The sequence below is a fragment of the Microbacterium sp. Root322 genome, from assembly GCF_001425645.1.
Lineage (GTDB): Bacteria > Actinomycetota > Actinomycetes > Actinomycetales > Microbacteriaceae > Microbacterium > Microbacterium maritypicum.
Window position 1 is genome coordinate 1,248,136 of sequence record NZ_LMCS01000002.1, and the last position, 21,616, is coordinate 1,269,751.

A 21,616-nucleotide genomic window follows, 5' to 3' on the forward strand; every position below is an offset into this window, starting at 1 on the left:
AGGTTCCCGCGGATCCCGTACGGATCTGCCGGATCCTCCCGACTTCCGTGCATTCTCCCGACATCCGTGCGGGCTTGAGGCCCGCACGGCGCAGGGTTCAGTCGCTGGAGGACGCGACCGCACGGATCAGCTCCGCGAAGTCGCCGGGACGACTCCACATCGGCCAGTGCCCCGTCGGCAGGTCGACGACGTCGAGGTGGTCGAGCTCCGCGACTTCGGCGAACATGGGATGTCCGGCCTGCGCCAGCTCCCGCACCTGCGCGCCCGAGATCGAGCAGCACACGAGCGTGGTCGGGATCCTGCGACGGGCGTCGTCCACGAGCTCGACGGACTGCCGCAGCACGGGGCCGGGCTGCGGCACTGCCCGCTCGCGAAAGCGCTCGAGCACCTCCGTGCTCAGTCCCTCCAGGCTCGCCTGCTGCCCCAGCACCTCGAACGGCGGCAGAGGAAGCTCGTCCACCTGCTCCGGGAGATCGGGCGCGAACACGCTCCCGGTCGCCACCGGGCCGGAGTCGACCCACACCACCCGGCCGAACAGCTCCGGGTGCCGATCGAGCACGAGGCTGACGGGCGCGTTCGCGCCGCTGTGCGCGACGATGATCGCGGGATGCTGCTCTGAGACACCGAGCCGGGCGAGCTCCCCCAGGATCCCGGCGGCTTGATCATCGAGCGTCTTCGTCGCACGCTCGGGATCGTTCGCGTCGAGACCCGGCAGCGTCATCGCGACCGCACGAGGGCCCGCGGCGTTCAGGTGTTCGAGGACCTCATCCCACGCCCACGCACCCAACCAGTGGCCGGCGATGAAGAGGATGGTCGGGCTGCTCGTCGTCTGTGTCATACCCCCAGCTTGTTCCGCACTGCGGGCAGGTGTGTGTCACTATTTATGTCATGAATTTCCAGGCAGAATCGTGAAGCGCGCAGAGCGCCTGCATGCCCTGTCCGAGATGCTGCGACGCAGCGGATCGCGGGGCTGCTCGGCCGAGCGTCTGGCGCGGGAGTTCGACGTCTCCGTGCGCACCGTCAAGCGCGACCTGGCGGCGTTGGAACGCAGCGGCGCGCCGCTGTGGTCGCGCCCGGGGCCCGGAGGCGGCTACGGCCTGGCCGTGGGAGCATCGCTGCCGCCGGTGAGCCTGTCTCCCGCGCAGGCCGTGGCGCTCATGGCTGCCGTGTCCGCGGCGCCCGACGCCCCCTACGCCGACCTGGCCGCGGCGGGTGTGCGGAAGATCCTGGACGTCCTCGACCCTCACACGCGCGCCCGAGCCGACGCGCTCGCCCACCGCGTGTGGATCGATGCGCCGCCCTCTTCCTCCCGCGCGATCCGGTCGGCGCTGGAGGAGGCGATGTCGGACCAGCGGGTGGTCCGCCTCCGGTACACGGCCAGAGACGGGAACACGACAACGCGTGATGTCGAGCCCGTGCTGTTCGCCTCCACGAACGGCCAGTGGTACCTGATCGGGTGGTGCCGTCTGCGTGACGCCATGCGGTGGTTCGCCGTGTCGCGCGTCGAGAGGGCCAGCGTCACGAAGGCGGCCTGCAGCGGTCACACCGTCGATGAGGTCGGAGAGCCGCCGGCCGGTGCACGGCCGGTGCACGGTCGAGACGGGTGAGGCGCACGAGCGACCGGACCGGGGAATGCAGAACGCCCCTGTCCCGGAGGACAGGGGCGTTCTCGACGTGCCTTACTTGGCGGCGACGACCTGCAGCGTGATCACTGCGGTGACGTCGTCGTGCAGACGCACGGTCGCCTCGTGCTCACCGGTCACCTTGATGGGCGACGTGATGTGCACCTTGCGCTTGTCGATCGAGCCCAGGCCGGCGGCTGCGACAGCATCCGCGACGTGGTCCGTCTTGACGGAGCCGAAGAGACGACCCTCCTTGCCGGCCTTGACCGTGAGGCGCACCTTGGTGCCCTCGAGAGCGTTCTTCAGCGCGACAGCGTCGTCACGATCGTGGATCGCGCGTGCCTGACGCGCGGCCTGGATCGATGCGACCTGCTTTTCGCCACCGCGGGTCCACGCCGTAGCGAAGCCCTGCGGGATGAGGAAGTTACGGGCGTACCCGTTCTTGACCTCGACAACGTCACCGGCACTACCCAGCCCGGCGACCTCGTTCGTGAGAATCAGCTTTGCCATCTCGATACCCCTTACCGGCCGGCGCCAGCGTAGGGCAGGAGCGCCATTTCGCGCGCGTTCTTGATCGCCGTGGCGATCAGACGCTGCTCCTGCACCGAGACACCGGTGATACGACGGGCACGGATCTTGCCGCGCTCCGAGACGAACTTGCGAAGGGTGGCGACATCCTTGTAATCGATGACACCGACCCGGATGGACTTCGCGGGAGCGGTGGGCTTGCCACCCTTCCGCGGCTTGCGGCGGTCGCCGCTCGACTTTCCAGCCATTGTTTTTCCTTAGTGATGAGCGGATGCCGGCCGTGAAGGCCGGATCCAGAAGTTGTTCAGAACGGGGTGTCGTCGCCGAAGCTGCCGGGAGTGCTCCAGGCATCCGCGCTGGTCGACGAACCGGGCGTGGACCACGGCTCCTCCGACACCTGCTGCTGCGCGGGACGGGACTGTCCACCGCCACCGGCACCGCCGGCACCGCCGGTCGAGGCCGCACGGGTGACCTGCGCGGTCGCGTACCGGAGCGAGGGGCCGATCTCGTCGACCTCCAGCTCGATCGCGGTGCGCTGGTTGCCCTCGCGGTCCTGGTAGGAGCGCTGACGCAGACGGCCCTGCGCGATGACGCGCATGCCCTTCGTCAGCGAACCCGCCACGTGCTCGGCGAACTCGCGCCAGACGGATGCGCGGAGGAACAGCGCGTCGCCGTCCTTCCACTCATTCGCGGCACGGTCGAAGTTCCGAGGCGTCGATGCGATGGTGAAGTTCGCCACCGGCAGCCCGTTCTGCGTGTAGCGCAGCTCGGGGTCGGCCGTGAGGTTTCCCACCACGGTGATGACGGTTTCGCCGGCCATGGGACTTAGGCCTTCGCAGCCTTGGCGGCCTTGCGAGCAGCCTTCTCTTCGGAGCGCTTGGCCTCCGAAGCGACCATCGCCTGAGCCTCTTCCGAGCGGAGGACCTTGGTACGCATGATCTGCTCGTTCAGCTTCAGCTGACGGTCGAGCTCCTGCGTGGCCTCGCTGGTAGCGGTGAAGTTGACAACGGCGTAGATGCCCTCGGTCTTCTTCTGGATCTCGTAAGCCAGACGGCGCTTGCCCCAGATGTCGACCTTGTCAATCGAGCCACCATCGTTGGTGATGACCTTCAGGAACTTGTCGAGCGTCGGGGCGACCGTGCGCTCGTCGATCTCGGGGGTCAGAATGACCATGAGTTCGTACTGGTGCGTCACTTACCCACCTCCTTCGGACTAGAACGGCTCTCGGGACTTTCCCGGGAGCAGGAGGGTGTGTGCACGTGCCGATCTCTGGAATCCCGAATGGACGCCGCGAGACAGACAACCTTGACAGTCTAGCGGAAGAGCAGTGAGGCCGCGAACGGAACCCCGGGACGCGATGCGCGTCAACACATGGGGGTGGGCCGCGCTTCCCCGATCGGCCCCTCATGCGTGACGGTCGTACGCTGGTGCCATGCAGCCCGTCCGCAATCTGGTGGTCGTGCTCGGCGACCAACTCGACCTCGAGGCGAGCGGATTCGACGGGTTCGATCCGCTCCTCGATGCGGTGTGGATGGCTGAGGTCGCCGAGGAATCCACACACGTCTGGAGCAGCAAGCAGCGCACCGCCCTTTTCCTGTCCGCCATGCGCCACAGTGCGGCCGAGATGCGCGCCGCCGGGTGTGTGGTCCACTACACCGCGCTCGACGACCCGGAAGGTCGTGGCACGCTCGCCGATCAGCTGACCGTCGATGTCGTGCGGCTGGAACCGGCGTCCCTCGTGATGACGGCGCCCGGCGACTGGCGGGTGCTGGAGTCGCTGCGACGGGTGGCCGCGCAGGCCGATATCCCTCTGGAGATCCGCGAAGACCGCCACTTCTTCTGCACGGTGCGCGAGTTCGCGGCGCATGTGGGTGAGCGCAGCACGCTCCGCATGGAGTACTTCTATCGCGAACAGCGCCGACGCTTCGGGATCCTCATGACACCGGAGGGGAAGCCCGAGGGCGGCGCGTGGAACTACGACGCCGAGAATCGAAAAGCCTTCCCTGCGCAGGGACCGGGGATGGTGCCACCGAGAGCCGTGTTCGCCCCGGACGAGATCACCCGCGACGTCCTCACGCTCGTCGCGGCACGCTTCGCCGATCATCCCGGTCGCCTCGACACGTTCGCATGGCCGGTCAGCCGCGCGCAGGCTCTCGAATCCCTCACGCTCTTCATCGACGAACGCCTGCCGTGGTTCGGTGACGCACAGGACGCCATGTGGCCGGGGGAACCTTGGTTGTGGCACGCCCACCTGTCCGCCGCCATGAATCTGAAGCTCCTGCATCCGCGCGAAGTGGTCGCCGCAGCCGAGGCCGCTTACCGCGCCGGACACGCCCCCCTGGCATCGACGGAGGGGTTCATCCGTCAGATCCTCGGATGGCGCGAGTACGTGCGCGGAATCTACTGGACCCAGATGCCGGAGTATGCGCGTCACAATGCGCTCGACGCACACGAACCGCTGCCGGAGTGGTACTGGACGGGTGACACCTCGATGGCGTGCCTGGCCGACGCGATCGGCACCACACTGGAGAACGGCTACGCCCACCACATCCAACGACTGATGGCGACCGGTCTCTACGCCCTGCTCCTCGGTGTCGAGCCGACCGACCTGCACGCCTGGTACTTGGCCGTCTATGTCGACGCGGTCGAGTGGGTGGAGCTGCCCAACACCATGGGGATGAGCCAGTTCGCCGATGGCGGGCTGATGGGGAGCAAGCCCTACGCCGCTTCCGGTGCCTACATCTCGAGAATGAGTCCGCACTGTCGCGCGTGCCCGTTCGATCCCCAGAAGCGGATCGGAGCGGATGCCTGCCCGATCACCACGCTGTACTGGGATTTCCTGATGCGCAACGAGACGACACTCGCCGCGAATCCGCGGATGGCCCTGCAGGTGCGCAATGCACGTCTGCTCGACGAAGAGGAAAGGGCCGCGATCAGCGGACGCGCGGCGGCGATCCGCAGAGGAGAGGTCGGAGCGAATGCCTGACGTGATCGTGATCGGGGCAGGGCTGGCAGGACTCCGCTGCGGCGGGATGCTCGCGTCACAGGGACTCGAGGTCGTGGTGCTCGAGGCTGCGGATGCCGTCGGAGGCCGCCAGCGCACCGACATCGTCGACGGGTTCCGGCTGGATCGCGGCTTCCAGGTGCTGAATCCGGCCTACCCGGCACTGCGCCGCAGCATCGATCTGGATGCCCTCGCTCTGCGCGGCTTCCCGGTCGGCGTGCGGGTACGCACCGCTCACGGCACGGCTGAGCTACGGCATCCACTGCGGCATCCACTCTCGATCATCCCCACGCTGCGCAGCGGATTGGTGAACGGAGCAGATGCCGTCGCGCTCGCGCGCTGGGCGGCGCCGGCTCTGGTGCGTCCGCTCTCCCGTCTCGCGCAGGACGATGTCACGGTACGTGAGGGGTGGGATGCCGCGGGTCTGCGCGGCCCTCTCCGCACCGCCGTGCTCGAGCCGTTCCTCGCCGGGGTGCTGGCAGAGGACCGCGGCGTGACATCGAACGCCTTCGCGCGGCTGCTGGTGCGGTACTTCGCGCTCGGGCGCCCCGGCCTGCCGGCTCAGGGGATCGCTGCGGTGCCGGAGCAGCTTGCCGCACAGGCACGGAGAGCCGGAGCCGAACTCCGTCTCGGCTCCCCCGTCGCACACGTGCGCTCACTCGGTGAGGGCGTGCAGGTGGAGGTGGCCGACGGCGACTCCCTCCACGCGGCCCGGGTCGTCGTCGCGGTCGGGCCGGAAGCGGTCAACGAACTCACCGGACTCTCCACGCCGGCGACGAACGGCCTGCAGACCTGGTGGTTCGCCGCCGCCGAAGCGCCGACCTCCTCCGCACTGCTCACCGTCGACGGCCGGCGCCGAGGTCCGATCGTGAACACGGTGGTGATGACGAACACGGTCCCGTCGTATGCCCCGGCCGGACGCCATCTCATCGCCGCGACATGTCTGCTTCCGCACGGCGGCGATCCCTCCACCGAGAGCGAGGTGCGCCGACACCTGAGCGAGATCTGGGGCACCGACCTGAGCGCGTGGGAGCTGCTGCGTCGCGATGACATCGCCGACGCACTCCCGACCCAACCGGCGCCCCTGGAGCCGGCCCGCTCGCCGCGCTTCGCCGCGCGGATGTACATCGCCGGCGATCACCGTGACACCGCATCGATCCAGGGAGCCCTGGCGTCGGGAGAACGCGCGGCCCGAGCGGTGCTGGTCGACGCGGGGGTCCGAGAGTGATCGGCTCTCTCCGGGTCCGGTGAACGCGGCTGCGCGCAGCGACGCGGTGTGGAGGCTCGTGCGCTGACGAATCGTCCCGGTCGGGGCGGATCGGTTGCGAGCGACCTCAGTTCAGGACCGGCGGCACTTCCGACCAGACGATCCGTTCCTCCGTCGTCGGCGCGACCGGGATGCGCCCGGATCCGTCCGGCTCAAGGATCGCGGCCAGGAGCGCCTGCGTATAGGGATGCCCGGGTGCCGCCCAGAGCTGGTCCGTCGGACCCGACTCGAGCACGCGCCCGCCGAACATCACGAACGTGCGGTCGGCGATGCGCCGCACCACGGCCAGGTCGTGGGAGATGAACAGCATTCCCGCCCCCGACTCGGCCACCAGGTCGCGCATGAGTCCGGCGACACTCGTCTGGGTCGATGCGTCGAGCGCCGAGATCGGTTCATCGGCGACGAGGAGCGACGGCCGCGCGGCCAGGGCCCTGGCGATCGCGATGCGCTGCTTCTGCCCGCCCGAGAACTGGTGCGGGAAGCGCGTGCTCACGTTCGTCGGCAATCCGACGCGTTCGAGCCATTCGTCCACGGTCGATCCCTCGGCACCGCGCGCACGGGCGGTGGCGATGCCATCAGCGATCTGGTCGCCGACGCGGCGCCGCGGGTTGAGCGACGTCGCCGGGTCCTGGAACACCATCTGGATGCCGGTGAGGGCGATCGAGCGACGGCGGATGCCGAGCGGCGACACCGGGGCGTCACGGAAGAGCACGGTCCCCGCGGCGATCTTCTCGATGCCGACCACGGCACGGGCGAGGCTCGACTTGCCGCTGCCGGACTCACCGACCAGCGCGACGGTCTCCCCCGCGGCGACACTGATCGACACACCGTTCACGGCGATCACCGGCGGGTTGCCCGGGTAGCGCACGACCACGTCTCGTGCGTCGAGGACTGCGACCTCACTCATCTGCGGCCTGCCCTTCCGGTGCCTCGTCGATGCGCGAACCCGGGAGGGCCGCGAGCAGCATGCGCGTGTATTCGTGCTGAGGATCGCGGAACAGCGTCTCGCGGTCGGCGAGCTCCACGATGCGGCCGTCCTTCATGACCGCCACACGGTCGGCGATCGCACTCATCACGCCGAGGTCGTGGGTCACGAGGAGCACGGCGAGGTTGCGTTCGATCGCGAGGTCGCGCAGCAGCTTCAGGATGCCCGCCTGCACCGTGACGTCGAGAGCGGTGGTGGGCTCATCCGCCAGCAGCACCTCGGGGTCGCAGGCCAGAGCGCACGCGATCGCGATGCGCTGACGCTGCCCGCCCGAGAACTGGTGCGGGTAGCGCCCCAGGGCCGCGGCAGGGTTCGGCACCTGCACGGTCTCGAGCAGCTCGACAGCCCGCGCTCGGGCGGCGGCGCCCTTGAGACCGAGGTGCACCCGCATGTGGTCGGTGAGCTGGCGGCCGACGGGCAGCTGCGGGTGCAGCGAGGCCGACGGATCCTGGAACACCATCGCGATCCGCTTGCCGCGCACCCTGTTGAGCGCGCGTCGGTTGAGTCCCAGGAGCTCTTCGCCGCCGAGCAGGATCGATCCCCCGGTACGGGCCTGACGCGGCAGCAGTCCCAGAACGGCGAGCGAGGTGAGGGTCTTGCCGGACCCGGATTCTCCGGCCAGACCGTGGATGCGACCCGCCTCGAGTTCGAGGGAGACACCCTTGACGAGCGGACGCCCGATGTCGACCGTCAGGTCACGGATGCTGAGCGTCGCGGCCTGCTGCGCGACAGCGCTGTGGGCACTCATGCGGCCACCCCCGCCGACGCTTTGTGCTCCGCAGCCTTCTCGTGCGTGATCTCGGCCGTCGGGTCGAGCACGTCGCGCATCGCATCTCCGAGGAAGTTGAACGCCAGCACCACGGTCAGGATCGCGAGACCCGGGAAGACCCCGAGCCACCAGGCGTCGAAGTTCTGCATCGCACCCGAGATCATCGACCCCCACTCGGCCGTCGGCGGTTGCGCACCGAGACCGAGGAAGGAGAGTCCGGAGAGCAGGAGGATCGCCGCGCCGATGTCGAGCGTCGCCAGCACCAGGACGGGGCCGGCGATGTTCGGGAGGATGTCGACGAACAGCGTGCGTGCCGGCGAGTGCCCGAGCAGTCGTCCCGCGATCACGTAGTTCTGGCCGCGGAGCCCCAGCACGATGCTGCGCGTGACACGGGAGTACTGCGGCCACGACACCACGATCGCCGCGATCACCGCGTTGAACAGCGACGGGCCGAGCGAGGCCGTGACCACCATCGCGAGGATCACGGTCGGGAAGGCCATGAACAGGTCGGTGATGCGCATGAGCGTCTCGTCGACCCAGCCGCCGAAGTACCCGGCGAGCGCTCCGATGAGCGTGCCGATGATCATGGCCGCGATCACGAGCATGAGGGCGAGCGGCAGGCTCACGGTGGCGCCGGTCATCAGGCGGGAGAAGATGTCGCGTCCGTTGCCGTCGGTCCCGAGGAGCGTGTCGATCCCCGGAGGCTGCAGGCGCGGCAGCACCTGCGCGTTCGGCGGGTACGGGACCCACCACTGGGCAGTGAAGGCCACGATGATCCAGGCTCCGGCGATGACGGTGCCGATGATCCCCAGCGGCGTGCGCCAGGCGCGGGGCCAGCGGAAGCGGAAGCGCCCGGCCGGGGAGGCGGCGGCGATGCGGCTCATGCGATCCTCACTCTCGGGTCGAGCACGCCGTACAGCAGGTCGACGATGAAGTTGATGAGGAGGTAGATGACGCCGACCACGAGACCGACGCCCATGATGCCCGGCAGGTCGAGGTTCGCGGCGGAGTTGTAGGCGTAGGTGCCCAGGCCCGGCCAGGCGAACACCGACTCGACGAGCACCGTGCCCGACAGCAGAGCGCCGAACGCGACACCCACCACCGTGAGGATCGGCAGCGACGCTCCCCGCAGCACGTAGTCGAGGATCACCCGCATGGCCGGGAGCCCCTTGGCTCGGGCGGCGCGCACGTAATCGCTCCCGAGGACCTCGAGCACCGAGGTGCGGATGAAACGGGTGAGCAGACCGATGGTCACGAGCGAGAGCACCATGACGGGAAGCGCGAGGTGCGCGAGGGCGTCGAAGAAGCCGACGGCGTCGCCGCCCAGAAGGTAGTCGACCGTGTAGAGCCCCGTCACGCGCGGCGGCGGCGTGATCGACGGGGAGATGCGGCCGGATCCCGGTGCGATGCGCAGCTCGAGGAAGAAGACGTAGAAGCTGACGAGTGCCAGCCAGAAGGTCGGCACGCTGAGCCCGACCAGCGTCACGACGCGGATGACCTGGTCGGTGACGAGTCCGCGACGGTAGGCGGCGAGCGTACCGAGCACGATGCTGACCGCGAGGCTGACGATGATCGCCCCGATCGCGATCTCGATGGTCGCCGGCACCGCGGTGGCGAGGTCGCTGGTGACCGGGCGTCCGGTCACCAGCGACGTGCCGAGGTCCCCGCGCAGCAGGTTCCCCATATAGATGAAGTACTGCACGAACAGTGGCTGGTCGAGACCGTGCTCCTTGATGAACGCGTCACGCGTCGCGGGGTTCTGCGACGCACCCTCACCGAGCGCGGCCGAGACCGGGTCTCCCGGCACCAGGTTGGTGAGCGCGAACGTGACGATCGTCACGCCCACCAACAGGAGCAGGGAGGTGCCGGCCCGCCGCAGCAGGTATCCGAGCAGAGGCGATCGGCGCCGCTGCGCCTGCCTCTGCACCGCCACTGTCGTCATGAGATGTCCGTTCAGCCGGCCGGCGTGATCTCGGCGATGTCCATCTCCCAGACGGAGTTGTACACCGCACCCTTCACGCTGTCCGCGGAGGAGATGTTGCGACCGGGGACGATCAGCGGCACGAACGGGCCCTCGGCCTGCATCGCCTCGGCGAATTCGGTGAAGGCGGCCGTGCGCTGGTCGGGGTCGGTCGCGGCGGCGGCACCGGCGGCGATACCGGCGATCTCCGGGTTGGCCTCGGCTGCCCAGCCGGCGCGGAGGCCGACCTTCAGACCCGGGGCGAAGGGCAGGAAGTTCGCGGAGTCGGCGTAGTCCGGGCCCCAGAACCACAGGCCGAAGCCCTCGGTGCCGTTGACGTAGGCGTCGAGCTCGGTCGCGAAGGGCGCGGGGGCGAGGTCGACCGTGATGCCGGCGTCTTCGAGCTGTGCCTGCACGCGCTCGGCGAGCGGGGTGAACTCCACGCCGCCGACGGGGTAGTCGTTCGGGAACTGCAGCTTGAGGGTCTGGCCCGTGTAGCCGGCCTCGGCGAGCGCGGCCTTCGCCTTGTCGAGGTCCTGCTCCACGCCGCCGTCGAGGGCACCCTCGAATCCGGGCGGGATCACGCCGGTCGCCTGCACGGAACCGGCACCGGCCAGCTCCAGCAGTGCGTCGTAGTCGAGGGCGTAGCGGATCGCCTCGGCGATCTTGACGTTCGCCAGGTCACCGGCGACGGCCTCGGACTGGTTGAGCAGCAGGAAGATGGTCTGGCCGGAGGGGACGGAGTCGACCGTGATGCCGTCGCCGAGGCCGGCGACCTGGTCGCCGTTCAGGTCCATCGCGACCATCGAGTCGCCGCCCTTGAGGTTGGCGAGCTGGGTGGCGCTCTCCGAGACGTTGCGCACGACCACGCGCTTGTAGTCGGATGCCTCGTCGCCGTTGTACTCGTCGTTCTTGGTCAGCACGACCTGCGAACTGAGGTCGAGCGTGTCGAGCACGAAGGGGCCGGAGCCCGCGGAGGCGCCGTCGAGGAACTTCTGCGCCGAGTCGGTGCCGTCGATCGCGCCGCCGTTCTCGATGACGACGTCGGAGTTGACGATGCCGAGCGCCGGGTTCGCGAGGATCGCGGGCAGCTGCAGCAGCGGGGTCTCGGACGTGAACTCGATCGTCTTGTCGTCGACCTCGGTGATGGTGAGACCGCCGAGCAGGAAGTTGGGCTTGGCGTCTTCCATGCCCTGGATGCGCTGCAGCGAGAACACGACGTCCTTCGCCTCGATCGGCGAGCCGTCGGAGAAGACGCGGTCGCCGTCGAGCGTGAAGGTGAACTCGGTCGCCTCGTCGTTCTGCTCCCACGATGCGAGGCCGGGGACGGGGGTGGAGACGTCGGAGCCCTCGAAGTCGACGAGGGTCTCGTACAGGGCCTTCGCGATCATGTTGCCGGTCGGGTCGTAGGTGTGCCCCGGGTCGGTGGTCTCGATCGAGAACGCGGTGTCGATGACGAGGGAGTCGGATCCGGACTGCCCGCCGCCGGTCGCCGAGTTCCCTCCAGAGCAACCTGCGAGCGCGAGGAGCGCTGTGGCTCCGAGCGCGATGACCGGCGTGATACGGCGTGACGACATGAGGGCCTCCAGAGGCGAGGAGTACATTCGGGTGAGTCGCCACCGATGTGGACGACCGTGGATCAGATTCGCATCATATGCGACGATGTGTCCAGCAAGAGTGGGTCACCTCGACACGCTCTGTCCAGAACCTCGGATGTGAGGAACAATATGTCCAGCAAGAATGCGGAAGATTCGAAGCATTCTGGACGAAGTGCCGCCCCATTGGACGAGACGGCGTACAGAATCCTCGAAGTCCTGCGTGATAACGGTCGTGTCTCGATCGCGGCTCTCGCCGACAAGGTGGGGATCTCACGCGCGAACGCCTACACGCGCGTCGAGTCGCTCGTGCACGACGGCATCATCACGGGCTTCAGCGCCCGCGTGGATCAGGCGAAGGCGGGGCTCTCCATCGGCGCCCTCGTCTTCGTCACCGTGATGCCGCAGGCCTGGGCGTCGTTCCGGGAGCGGGTGCTGGAGATGCCCGATGTGGAGTGGTGCGCGATCACCACAGGCGAGCACGACGCGATGCTGCTGATCCGCGCCGTCGATGTCAGCGGCGTGCACGAGTTCTCCACCGGAGTGATCGCTCAGCTTCCCGAGGTGCGCACGGTGGTCAGCGTGGTGGTGCTCGACGAGGTGATCCGCCGCCCCTACCTGCTGCCGGGGGACCTGCCGGAACGAAGCAGCGTCACCGCACCGCTCGGGATGACACGGTGGACGCCGGCCTCGCCCGGTCGCGACGCGCTGCCGCCGCGCTGAGGCGCAGGCCTCAGGCGGTGATCTCCTCGCACACGCTCAGCTGCGGGAGTCCGTGCATCTCGTAGTGCTCGACCAGGCGGATGCCGCCCTCGTCGGTCAGCTCCAGCTCGCTCTCGCCGTCGCCGGTCACGACCGTGCCGTCGGCCTTGAGCACGTGCACGAAAGACACCCAGATCGTGTCACCCGTGCGGGTGCCGACGAACTTGCCGAAGGTGACCGTGTCACCCTCGTACCCGCCCCAGATCGCGCCGTCGCGCTCGAAATACTCGAAGATGCTCGGGGATTCCGGGTCGACCGCAGAGGTCGTGGACGACACCATCCGGAATCGGCGGCCGTCGAGGGAGGGAAGGGTTGCAGTCGCAGTCACATCCTCGATTATGGGGGATCCCGTCACGAGCCGTCCGCGCTGTCGCGCCCCCGCCATTCGTCTTCGAGGAGGGCGTAGACGAGCAACGTCGTCCATTCGCCCTTGAACCATTCGCTCTCCACCAGACGGGCCTCGCGGCGGAAGCCGAGCCTTTCCACGACCCCGGCCGATGCCGTGTTGCGCTCGTCGATGCGCGCCACGATGCGGTGCAGGCCCACGCCGTCGAAGCCCAGCGCGAGGAGCGCGTCGACGGCCTCGGTCGCATAGCCACGGCCGCCGGCGCGCGGGTCGAAGATGTACCCGACCTCGCCGGATCGGTCGCTCTCGCTGCGCCAGAACAGCACCACGTCGCCGAGGAGTGCGCCGGATGAACGCTCCTCGACGGCGAGGGAGACCGCGTCGCCCTCCTTCGCGAAGCGCGTGTTCGACCAGGTGGTGGCGATGCGCTGTTCGACCTCCGCGAGCTCCAGTGGCGCGTAGGGCACGTACCGTACGGCATCAGGGTCGGACTTGTAGACGTGCATCGGTGCGGCATCGGCGGGTGCGATCGGGCGCAGGAGCAGGCGCTCCGTGATGATCGGGTACTCGGGGTCGTGCCCCGACTCCCCCGTCACTCGAGGTCCAGGGAGAGCAGGCCGGGCAGATGCGCCGTACGGGCGCGCACAGCCAGGAGGAGATCGCGGTAGTCGGGCGTGATGCCGACGCGGGAGGAGGCGAGCAGGTGCGTCGTGGTCTTGCCGGCAGCGCGGTCGAAGCGGAGTCGCTTGACCGGGTACGCGGGCGGGGTCAACCAGATGCGAGCCAGCTGCGCGTAGGGCGTGTCGACACCGTCGATGCGGATGCCCTGGGAGTCGACCGACACCTGAGCGGGGATCGATCGCACCAGGCGCCGACGCTGCACGGCGCCGATCCCGAAGCCGATGGCGGCGACCGCGGCGAACGGCGCGAGCAGGATGAGTGCCGAGAGCTCGCTGTCGACGAAACCGGGCACCGCCACGAGCAGCCCGACGCCGATCGCGATGACGAGGAATACGACGGCGGCGACCGTGATCCGCGTGGCCAGGCGCCGCTCCCCCGTGGCGTCGATCGTGAACTGCGTCGGCAGCTGGGCTCCGGCGCGCGCGGCGGCGACAGGGTCGTCGAACACCGGCAGCGCGATCGGGTTCAGCGTCGCCATGAGCTCGTTGAACAGGGGTCGCGAGTACCCGGGCAGCTCGATCGTGATCTCGCGGTCGCCGGTGTGCACGATCAGGGCGCGCGTGGTGCCGCTCGGGAGTCCGTTCGTGCGGTGCTCGGTGATCTTCGAGCGGAAGGCGGTCGTGGCGCGCAGGAACGTCTCGCGGTTGCCGGCCTTGCCGATCTCGACCGCATCGGGGCGTATGACGATCCGGATGTTGCGGAACCAGAAGAAGCCGGCGAACACCGCCACGGTCAGCGCGATCGCGACGACGAGCACCAGCACGCCGCGGGTCGAGATGTCCATCGTGCGCGGCAGGAACTTCGGGAGCACGAAGAGCGTCACCGCCGACAGCACCGCGGAGAGCACCATCGCGCCGACGGCCGAGCGGAGCGGGTTCCTGCGGAAGACCCGCTCGCCGGACACGGCTTCGGCCTGATTCAGCATTCGAACTCTCCCCCATGACAGTCGGCTCGCGTGACGCGGTTCCCACCGTAGTGCCCGCCCGGGAGCACCAAGGAAAATCGGCTCAGTCGAGGGGGGATGCGTTCTCCCTCAACGACACGCCGCGGAATCGGCTGGCCGTCCAGACCAGGACGCCGGCGAGCAGCACGGCGACGAGCAGCCCGAGCACGTGGAACATCAGCGAACCGAGCCCGCGTTCGGGGAGCAGGAAGCCGTAGGGCACCCAGCCGTCGGTGACTCCGCGCCACAGCACCACGCCCAGCCAGATCAGGGGGTAGGGCACGAGCATCCAGAGGCGGGACCACGGCAGCCGGGGGCGATCACCGATGAGCAGCCAGTCGAGCGCCACGAGCAGGGGGAAGACGACGTGCAGCAGCACGCTCACCCAGGGCGGCGCCGAACCCGTGCCGGGGACGAGCACGTTGTAGATCACGCCGACCACGAGCAGGTAGGCGGTCACGATGCCGCGCAGCAACGCGAACCACGAGGGAACCGATCGGCCGGTCGTCACGAGTGCACCGCTGCCGATCAGGACGAGCGCCGCGATGAGACTGGTCTGGTTCGTGAAGTACCCGAAGTAGTCGAACGGGCTCGCGTCCCCCACGGCGATGCGCAGAGCGTAGGCGTAGAGGAGGACCGCGATGACCGAGGCGCCGACCACGATGCGGCCGATTCCCCACGCGCGGCGGGCCTGCGGCGCGACGGTCTCGGTCTCGGTCTCGGTCTCGGTCTCCACGACGTCAGCCTAGGGCGGCTCTGTGCGCACCCGGTGTCCGCCGACCGCACGAACAGCGCAGTGCCCGGTAGCGTGGTCGCATGGAGTGGACGCCCGATCCCTCGGCGGGGGCATGGCTGCGTGAGCGGCTCGACGCCGGCAACGAGAGCATGCATGTGGTGGTGCCCCGCGGCTTTCCCGCGTATGCGCGCATCTTCCATCCGGCCATCGTCCGCTCATCGCCGGACCGGCCGATTCCGACGGCGGACGAGTGGGTGCGGATGCCCGAGTCCGCGCAGCACGCGCTCATGGCCGGATTCGTCGACGAGCCGGTGTCGTGGGCGCAGACGGCGGCGGCGTTCGGCACCGTCCTCCACCCGCTCGCGCAGTGGAACCGGCTCGTGCGCACCCCGTCCGACGGCGACTGGCGCACGCGGATCGCCCCCGACGGTCGCGAGTTCACCGCGCCGATGGAGGGCGAGCTGGAACCTGGCCACCTGGCGAACATCGTCACCCACCTCGTCGAGCACACACAGACGCCGGATGCCGGTTTCGCCGCGCTCTGGGAGGGGCGTGGCGGTCTGCTGGGCTTTGTCGGCATCACCCCATCGCGCTCGTTCCCGACGTTCTCGGACGATCCGAACCATCAGGCGATGCTCGACCGCAGCGCGCGCGATCCGTTCAACAACGTGTTCCGCAAGCCCACCTGGCAGGAGGGCATCCTCTCGAAGGAGATCTCGGAGGGGCCGAGGTTCGAGCTGCCAGGACGGGGACACGTGCTGTTCTCCGCTGCTCCGCGTGCGTTCGCCGCTCCAGAGTGGGTACTGCACGTGCCTTGGCGCGATCTCCCCGCCGAGGAGCGCGGATTCCCGCCGTCAGCACAGAGCCCGAGCCTCCTCTGGCCGGAGGATCGCGCCTGGGTGCTGGTGAGCGAGGTCGACTTCGACTCCACGATCGTGGCCGGCTCGCCCGCACTGATCGACGCGCTGTGCGCGGACGAGCACCTGGAGGCCCTCCCGCTTCCGGAGGGCGCCGAGCTCACGTGGGACGCCGATGCGGTGAACAGGTGACGTCCCCGCAGATGACCTTCGACGCCCGACCCCTCACCGATCCGGTCGACGCGAGCGCGGTGCGCGCCTTCGCCGCAGAGCTCCGTTCCCGGCCGACGGGTGGCGTCGGGGCATCCACGATCATCGGCATCGTGGCGGTCGCGATCGTCGCCGTGGTGATGGTGCCTGTCCTCATCAGCGTTGTCCTGAGCCTGGCGTCCTTCGGCGGCTCCCCCGCGTCCGCAGCGATCCCCCTCGTGCTGATCGCGCTTCTGCTGGCCGCCGCGGGCGTCATGATCTGGCTGGGCGTGCGCAATGCCCAGACGACGCGGTACCGACTTCATCGGTTCGCACAGACGAACGGCATGACCTACGAGCCCAAGGTCGTCGACCCGCCGCTGCCCGGCATGATCTTCCACCTCGGGCGCGGGCGGCAGTCCACCGATCTGATCCGCGGCACCAGGCCGCGCTTCGTGGAATTCGGCAATTACCAGTACACGGTGCAGTCGGGAAAGAACTCCACGACCTACCGCTGGGGCTACGTGGCCGTGAAGCTCGATGCACCCCTGCCGAACATCGTCCTCGACGCCAAGGGCAACAACGGGTTCGGCTCGAACCTGCCGGCATCTTTCCAGCGAAGCCAGCGGCTGTCGCTCGAGGGCGACTTCGACCAGCACTTCACGCTCTACTGCCCCGATGGCTACGAACGCGACGCGCTCTATCTCTTCACGCCCGACATCATGGCGCGCTTCATCGACAACGCGGCCGAGCTCGACGTGGAGATCGTCGACGACTGGCTCTTCCTCTACACGCAGCGGAAGGTGTCGACCCTGGATCCCGACACCTGGGCCTGGCTGTTCGGCACCGTCGGCGCTCTGCTGACGAAGTTCGACCAGTGGGCGCGATGGCGCGATGAGCGGCTCGTCGCCGAGACGGGGGCGGGGGCATCGGCCCCGACGTCGAGTCCGTCGCTGCCGTTCGCGCCGCCTGCAGGCCTGCTCACCCCGCCACCCGGAGTCGCCCCTCAGGGGCGGCGACTCAAGCGCGGGGGCACATGGATACCCATCGTCATCGCGCTCATGATCGCCGGGTTCTGGATCGTGAGCAGATTCAACTGAGCCGATGCGACCGAGCGGAGTGGCGGAGGGCCGAGTGTGGGGGTGGGTGCCGGCTGGGGACCGAGCTCCCACCCCATCCCCCCTCGGGATCGAAAAGAGATCCACTCTCCCTCCGCATGACGGCTGAGCCGCCCCGCCCACGGTCAGCTGGGGACTGACACTGCTGGGCGTATGGCGAAATGGTATACCGGGCGAGGTTGCAACCCGTTGCATCCATTCGCACGAATGCGCTTCTCCCGACCTGTCAGCGCGCCGACCACCCGCCGTCGATCGTGTAGCTCGCCCCGGTCACCATCCCCGCAGTGTCGCCCGCGAGCCACAGCGCCAGGGAGGCGACCTCGCTCGGCTCGACGAGCCGCTTGATGGCCGACTCGGTCAGCATCACGTTCGCGAGGACCTCCTCCTCGGGGATGCCGTGCACCCGGGCCTGATCGGCGATCTGCTTCTCGACGAGCGGCGTGCGCACGTACCCGGGATCGATGCAGTTGCTCGTCACCCCGCGCGGTCCACCCTCCAGCGCCGTCACCTTCGACAGCCCCTCCAGACCGTGCTTCGCCGCGACATACGCCGACTTGTAGGCCGAGGCGCGCAGGCCGTGCACGCTCGAGACGTTGATCACCCGCCCGAAGCCCCTCTCGTACATTCCCGGGAGTGCGGCGCGGATGAGCAGGAACGGCGCTTCGAGCATGAGGCGAAGGATGAACGAGAACCGCTCCGGTGCGAAGTCCTCGATCGGACTCACGTGCTGCACTCCGGCGTTGTTGACGAGGATGTCGACGTCGATGCGGGCATCGGCGAGCGCACCGGGGTCGGACAGGTCTACGCACCACGCCTGCCCGCCGATCTCCGTGGCAAGAGCCTCCGCGGCCTCACGATCGACATCGGCGACCGTGACCCGGGCGCCCGCCGAAGCGAACTCCCGGGCACACGCGGCACCGATCCCGCTCGCACCGCCCGTGACGAGCGCCGTGCGTCCTCGCAGATCGGTCATGTCGTGCTCCTTCTGTGTGTCAGGCCGCGGCCGTGCGGGCGGCATCGGCGTCATCGATCGCCTGCAGCGAGATGCCCTTCGTCTCGCGCAGCGAGACCACGGCGACGGCCGTCACGACGCAGGCGATGACGATGTAGATCGCGATCGGCAGCCAGGAGCCGAAATCACGCAGCCACTGGATCGCGAGGATCGGCGCGAGCGACCCGGCGAGGATGGCCGTGACCTGGGAGCCGAGCGAGACCCCCGAGTAGCGCATCCGGGTGGGGAAGAGCTCTGCCATCACTGCCGGCTGCGGGGCGTACATGAACGCGTGGAAGCAGAGACCGATGGTGACGGCCAGCACGATCAGCACCGGGTTGAGGGTGTCGAACATCGGGAACGCGAAGAACGCCCACGTCGCACTGAGGATGGCTCCGGTGAGGTACACGGGCTTGCGCCCCCACCGATCCGCGAGTCGCCCCAGCTGCGGGATGATCGCGAAGTGCACGACGTGCGCGATGAGCAGAGCGAGCAGCAGCTGGCTGGTGTCGTACTCGTGCACGGTCTTCAGGTACACGATCGTGAAGCTGACCACGATGTAGTAGACGATGTTCTCGGCGAAGCGGATGCCCATGGCCTGCAGGATGCCCTTCGGGTACCGGCGCAGCACCTCGACGACGCCGTACGACGTGGCCTTCTCGGCCTCGACCTGCGCCTTGGCCTCGAGGAAGATCGGCGCCTCCTCGACGTGGCGGCGGATGTAGAACCCGACCAGCACGATCACGGCCGACAGCCAGAAGGCGATGCGCCATCCCCATTCGAGGAAGGCGGCCGAGCTCATCACCCACGAGCTCACGAGCAGCACGAGGGTGGCGAGGAGGTTGCCCACCGGAACAGCGGCCTGAGGCCAGCTCGACCAGAAGGACCGCGAGCGGTCGGGGCTCTGCTCGGCGACCAGCAGCACCGCACCGCCCCACTCCCCTCCCACGGCGAAGCCCTGGAGGAAGCGGAGCGCCACCAGCAGCGCGGGTGCCCAGTAGCCGATGCTCTGGAAGCCGGGGAGGCACCCCATCAGGAAGGTCGCCGCGCCGACGATGATGATCGTCGCCTGGAGGGTGGGCTTGCGGCCGAACTTGTCGCCGATCTGGCCGAAGACGATGCCGCCGAGGGGCCGGGCGATGAAGCCGATCGCGTAGGTGACGAAGGCCGCGATGATGCCGTCGAGGGGCGAACCGGTCGCCGGGAAGAAGTAGGTGCCGAACACCAGGCTGGCCGCGGTGGCGTAGAGGAAGAACTCGTACCACTCCACGACCGTGCCGGCCATGGAGGCCGCGACGACCCGCTTGAGCTTCGAGGTCGGGACGGAGGGGGCCGTGGGGGCCGCGCTCACTGAGGATGTCATGTCTGTCTCCTTCGGATGTCGCCGGTGACACCCGCGTCCCAGTGTCAGGCACCCGCCGCTTTGCAACAACGCCCAGTGCTGCACATCGCATGTGCATAATTGCAGAATGGATGCCGCCAAGCGCCCTCGCGCCGACGACCTGCTCGTGCTCCTCGCGGTCGCGCGCACCGGGCGCTACACGAGCGCCGCCACCCATCTGGGCCTCGACCACACGACGGTCGCCCGGCGCATCGCCGCCCTCGAAGACGCGCTCGGCGGTCGCGTGGTCGCACAGTCGGCGACGGGATGGGAGCTGACCGACCTCGGCCGATCCGCTGCGGAGACGGGGGGCCGTATCGAAGCGGCGCTGTCTCAGCTCGACGGCGGCGCCGAGACACCCGATCCGGTCTCGGGAGTCGTCCGCATGTCGGCGACCGACGGCTTCAGCGCCTACATCGCAGCCCCCGCCGTCGCCGCTCTGCGCATCGCGCATCCGAGGCTCACGGTCGAGATCGTCGCGGCGACCCGACGCGCCGCCGAGCACCGCGCCGGCCTCGATCTCGAAGTGGTGGTGGGGGCTCCGCAGACGCGTCGCGCCCATGCGGTGAAGCTCGGCACCTACACGCTGGGCATGTACGCGTCGCGCGACTACCTCGCCCGGGTCGGAACGCCGAACACTGCCGCCGAGTTGGAGCAGCACCAGCTGGTCTACTTCGTCGACTCGATGCTGCAGGTCGACGCCCTCGATCTCCCCCGCCGTCTCGTCCCGCGCATGCAGGACGGACTCACCTCCACCAATGTCTTCGTGCACGTGGAGGCGACCAGAGCAGGCGCCGGCATCGGGCTCCTCCCCTGCTTCGCGGCCGACCGCCATCCCGATCTCGTGCGCCTGCTGCCCACGATCTTCGCCGAGAAGCTGCCGTACTACCTGGTCGCACGGCCCGAGTCGTTGCGCCTGCCGGCCGTCTCTGCTCTCGCCGCAGCCCTGCGCGCGCAGACGCGTGCGTCGAAGGCGATGCTCGACGGCGCGAGCGGCTGAGCGCCGCCATGCGTTACTCCGAGGAGCGGGGCAGCCGGATCACCGCGCGAGGGTCGCGCGTGCATCCTGCACGAGAAGGAAGAGGGCACGACGCGCCTCGGGCAAGGCGGTGAAGCCGAATCGCTCGTAGAACGGGACGATCTCGTCGTTGATCGCGTGCACCAGGATGGCACGGACGCCGATGGCGTCTGCGGCTTCGAGCGCTCGCATCGTCGCGTGCTGCAGGAGGGAGAACCCGAGACCCCGACCGGCGTACTCCCGGTCCACAGCCAGACGCCCGAGCAGCACGATGGGAACAGACACGGGCATGCCGCCCGCCAGCTGCGGCGGCCCGTCGCCGCGGTCGATGGCACTGGAAGCCAGGCAGTAGTACCCCGCGACCCTCCCCTCCCGCGTTACCGAGACCATCGTGCGCGAAGCGCCGCTCTTCTCATTCGAGCGGGCTCGTCCCCGCAACCAGGTATCGAGGCTCTCCTCCCCGCAGCGGAAGTCCGAGAGCTTGTCGCCGGACGCGAGAGGTCGCGGGGTCAGGAACTCAGTCAACGAAGACCGAATCGCGTCTCATCAGCTCTCGCAGACCCTCGACGGTGCGGGGCGGACGCTCCATGACCTCGATGAAGGCGTCGAACCGGACGGCATCGACGCGCAACCGACGCTCGCGCTCGATGACCTCCTGCGCCCTCTCCACCAGCACAGACGCCGAGAAGTCCGTCACAGTGCGACCCTCGATCGCGGCTGCCTCCTCGATCACCTCCTTCTGGTCCGCGGTGACGCGGAACTCCAGGCGGGCGCTCTTCAGCGGAGAAGTCGAAGTGCTCATCCTCGGAGTGTACGGCAGATACCCGTACGCCGAAAGGGCTGAGGCGATGCGCCGCCATGCGT

25 protein-coding genes are annotated in these 21,616 nt (G+C 68.8%); 7 read left to right on the plus strand and 18 right to left on the minus strand.

The features are described from left to right. Nucleotides 1–97: 97 nt before the first annotated feature. Nucleotides 98–838, minus strand: a complete 741-nt coding sequence (locus ASC55_RS10930) for an alpha/beta fold hydrolase (protein ID WP_055875321.1) — start codon at nt 836–838, stop codon at nt 98–100. 70 nt (nt 839–908) lie between these two features. Between ASC55_RS10930 and ASC55_RS10935 the strand changes: the two genes are divergently transcribed. After that, the gene (locus tag ASC55_RS10935) at nt 909–1,607 is read left to right on the plus strand and encodes a helix-turn-helix transcriptional regulator (protein ID WP_055875323.1); all 699 of its coding nucleotides are present in this window, start codon (nt 909–911) and stop codon (nt 1,605–1,607) included. Between the two features lie 72 nt (nt 1,608–1,679). Here ASC55_RS10935 and rplI read toward each other — a convergent pair whose 3' ends face one another. The 4 genes from rplI to rpsF are packed head-to-tail and all read right to left on the minus strand — an operon-like array spanning nt 1,680 to nt 3,344. Continuing rightward, a complete protein-coding gene (gene rplI, locus ASC55_RS10940; protein WP_017829849.1) occupies nt 1,680–2,132 on the minus strand; it encodes a 50S ribosomal protein L9 in 453 nt (150 codons plus the stop codon). Between the two features lie 11 nt (nt 2,133–2,143). Continuing rightward, on the minus strand, nt 2,144–2,398 hold the full coding sequence (rpsR, locus tag ASC55_RS10945; protein WP_017829850.1) for a 30S ribosomal protein S18: 255 nt from the start codon (nt 2,396–2,398) through the stop codon (nt 2,144–2,146). Nucleotides 2,399–2,454: 56 nt separating this feature from the next. Continuing rightward, nucleotides 2,455–2,970: a single-stranded DNA-binding protein gene (locus ASC55_RS10950; RefSeq protein WP_021201451.1), complete on the minus strand. Its 516-nt coding sequence runs from the start codon at nt 2,968–2,970 to the stop codon at nt 2,455–2,457. Nucleotides 2,971–2,975: 5 nt separating this feature from the next. Further along, complete coding sequence (rpsF, locus tag ASC55_RS10955; RefSeq protein WP_017829852.1) at nt 2,976–3,344, minus strand: 30S ribosomal protein S6; 369 nt, start codon at nt 3,342–3,344, stop codon at nt 2,976–2,978. 238 nt (nt 3,345–3,582) lie between these two features. Here rpsF and ASC55_RS10960 point away from each other — a divergent pair, with 238 nt between their 5' ends. Together ASC55_RS10960 and ASC55_RS10965 are read left to right on the plus strand one after the other, a co-directional pair. Next, nucleotides 3,583–5,136, plus strand: coding sequence for a cryptochrome/photolyase family protein (locus ASC55_RS10960; RefSeq protein ID WP_055875326.1), 1,554 nt, complete (start codon nt 3,583–3,585; stop codon nt 5,134–5,136). Further along, nucleotides 5,129–6,382, plus strand: a complete 1,254-nt coding sequence (locus ASC55_RS10965; protein WP_055875331.1) for an NAD(P)/FAD-dependent oxidoreductase — start codon at nt 5,129–5,131, stop codon at nt 6,380–6,382. Before ASC55_RS10960 ends, ASC55_RS10965 begins: the two co-directional genes overlap by 8 nt. 106 nt (nt 6,383–6,488) lie before the next feature. Here ASC55_RS10965 and ASC55_RS10970 read toward each other — a convergent pair whose 3' ends face one another. The 5 genes from ASC55_RS10970 to ASC55_RS10990 are packed head-to-tail and all read right to left on the minus strand — an operon-like array spanning nt 6,489 to nt 11,712. Next, nucleotides 6,489–7,328: an ABC transporter ATP-binding protein gene (locus tag ASC55_RS10970; RefSeq protein ID WP_055875334.1), complete on the minus strand. Its 840-nt coding sequence runs from the start codon at nt 7,326–7,328 to the stop codon at nt 6,489–6,491. Continuing rightward, nucleotides 7,321–8,154, minus strand: a complete 834-nt coding sequence (locus ASC55_RS10975) for an ABC transporter ATP-binding protein (protein WP_055875337.1) — start codon at nt 8,152–8,154, stop codon at nt 7,321–7,323. Before ASC55_RS10975 ends, ASC55_RS10970 begins: the two co-directional genes overlap by 8 nt. Further along, on the minus strand, nt 8,151–9,059 hold the full coding sequence (locus tag ASC55_RS10980; protein ID WP_055875340.1) for an ABC transporter permease: 909 nt from the start codon (nt 9,057–9,059) through the stop codon (nt 8,151–8,153). Before ASC55_RS10980 ends, ASC55_RS10975 begins: the two co-directional genes overlap by 4 nt. Then, the gene (locus tag ASC55_RS10985) at nt 9,056–10,117 is read right to left on the minus strand and encodes an ABC transporter permease (RefSeq protein WP_055871404.1); all 1,062 of its coding nucleotides are present in this window, start codon (nt 10,115–10,117) and stop codon (nt 9,056–9,058) included. The genes ASC55_RS10980 and ASC55_RS10985 overlap by 4 nt, the downstream gene beginning before the upstream one ends. Nucleotides 10,118–10,128: 11 nt before the next feature. Then, complete coding sequence (locus ASC55_RS10990) at nt 10,129–11,712, minus strand: ABC transporter substrate-binding protein (RefSeq protein WP_055875343.1); 1,584 nt, start codon at nt 11,710–11,712, stop codon at nt 10,129–10,131. Between the two features lie 204 nt (nt 11,713–11,916). Here ASC55_RS10990 and ASC55_RS10995 point away from each other — a divergent pair, with 204 nt between their 5' ends. Next, on the plus strand, nt 11,917–12,453 hold the full coding sequence (locus ASC55_RS10995) for an Lrp/AsnC family transcriptional regulator (RefSeq protein WP_055875346.1): 537 nt from the start codon (nt 11,917–11,919) through the stop codon (nt 12,451–12,453). Between the two features lie 10 nt (nt 12,454–12,463). Here the strand turns inward: ASC55_RS10995 and ASC55_RS11000 are convergent, their stop codons facing one another. The 4 genes from ASC55_RS11000 to ASC55_RS11015 form a co-directional block, all read right to left on the minus strand. Further along, nucleotides 12,464–12,820: a hypothetical protein gene (locus ASC55_RS11000; RefSeq protein ID WP_229778785.1), complete on the minus strand. Its 357-nt coding sequence runs from the start codon at nt 12,818–12,820 to the stop codon at nt 12,464–12,466. A 23-nt stretch (nt 12,821–12,843) separates the two neighbouring features. Then, entirely contained in the window at nt 12,844–13,434 is a 591-nt protein-coding gene (locus ASC55_RS11005) for a GNAT family N-acetyltransferase (protein WP_055875349.1), read from the minus strand. Beyond that, complete coding sequence (locus ASC55_RS11010) at nt 13,431–14,444, minus strand: hypothetical protein (RefSeq protein WP_055875352.1); 1,014 nt, start codon at nt 14,442–14,444, stop codon at nt 13,431–13,433. The genes ASC55_RS11005 and ASC55_RS11010 overlap by 4 nt, the downstream gene beginning before the upstream one ends. Before the next feature lie 82 nt (nt 14,445–14,526). Further along, nucleotides 14,527–15,198: a Pr6Pr family membrane protein gene (locus ASC55_RS11015; protein ID WP_055875354.1), complete on the minus strand. Its 672-nt coding sequence runs from the start codon at nt 15,196–15,198 to the stop codon at nt 14,527–14,529. 80 nt (nt 15,199–15,278) lie between these two features. Here ASC55_RS11015 and ASC55_RS11020 point away from each other — a divergent pair, with 80 nt between their 5' ends. Together ASC55_RS11020 and ASC55_RS11025 are read left to right on the plus strand one after the other, a co-directional pair. Then, nucleotides 15,279–16,247, plus strand: a complete 969-nt coding sequence (locus tag ASC55_RS11020; protein WP_055875357.1) for a hypothetical protein — start codon at nt 15,279–15,281, stop codon at nt 16,245–16,247. Beyond that, nucleotides 16,244–17,344, plus strand: coding sequence for a hypothetical protein (locus ASC55_RS11025; protein WP_055875360.1), 1,101 nt, complete (start codon nt 16,244–16,246; stop codon nt 17,342–17,344). The genes ASC55_RS11020 and ASC55_RS11025 overlap by 4 nt, the downstream gene beginning before the upstream one ends. A 244-nt stretch (nt 17,345–17,588) precedes the next feature. On the opposite strand, the gene ASC55_RS11030 is transcribed toward ASC55_RS11025, so the two are convergent. Both ASC55_RS11030 and ASC55_RS11035 read right to left on the minus strand, forming a co-directional pair. Then, nucleotides 17,589–18,335 (minus strand): 3-hydroxybutyrate dehydrogenase, encoded by a 747-nt coding sequence (locus ASC55_RS11030; protein ID WP_055876128.1) that lies wholly within the window; start codon nt 18,333–18,335, stop codon nt 17,589–17,591. Nucleotides 18,336–18,354: 19 nt separating this feature from the next. Further along, nucleotides 18,355–19,716: an MFS transporter gene (locus tag ASC55_RS11035; protein WP_055875363.1), complete on the minus strand. Its 1,362-nt coding sequence runs from the start codon at nt 19,714–19,716 to the stop codon at nt 18,355–18,357. Nucleotides 19,717–19,822: 106 nt separating this feature from the next. Between ASC55_RS11035 and ASC55_RS11040 the strand changes: the two genes are divergently transcribed. Next, nucleotides 19,823–20,734 carry a LysR family transcriptional regulator gene (locus tag ASC55_RS11040; protein ID WP_055875365.1) on the plus strand — a complete coding sequence of 304 codons (912 nt, stop codon included), beginning with the start codon at nt 19,823–19,825 and terminating at the stop codon, nt 20,732–20,734. 39 nt (nt 20,735–20,773) lie between these two features. Here ASC55_RS11040 and ASC55_RS11045 read toward each other — a convergent pair whose 3' ends face one another. Together ASC55_RS11045 and ASC55_RS11050 are read right to left on the minus strand one after the other, a co-directional pair. Continuing rightward, nucleotides 20,774–21,277 carry a GNAT family N-acetyltransferase gene (locus ASC55_RS11045; RefSeq protein WP_055875368.1) on the minus strand — a complete coding sequence of 168 codons (504 nt, stop codon included), beginning with the start codon at nt 21,275–21,277 and terminating at the stop codon, nt 20,774–20,776. After that, nucleotides 21,270–21,554, minus strand: a complete 285-nt coding sequence (locus ASC55_RS11050; protein ID WP_017829871.1) for a type II toxin-antitoxin system TacA family antitoxin — start codon at nt 21,552–21,554, stop codon at nt 21,270–21,272. The genes ASC55_RS11045 and ASC55_RS11050 overlap by 8 nt, the downstream gene beginning before the upstream one ends. Nucleotides 21,555–21,616: the final 62 nt, after the last annotated feature.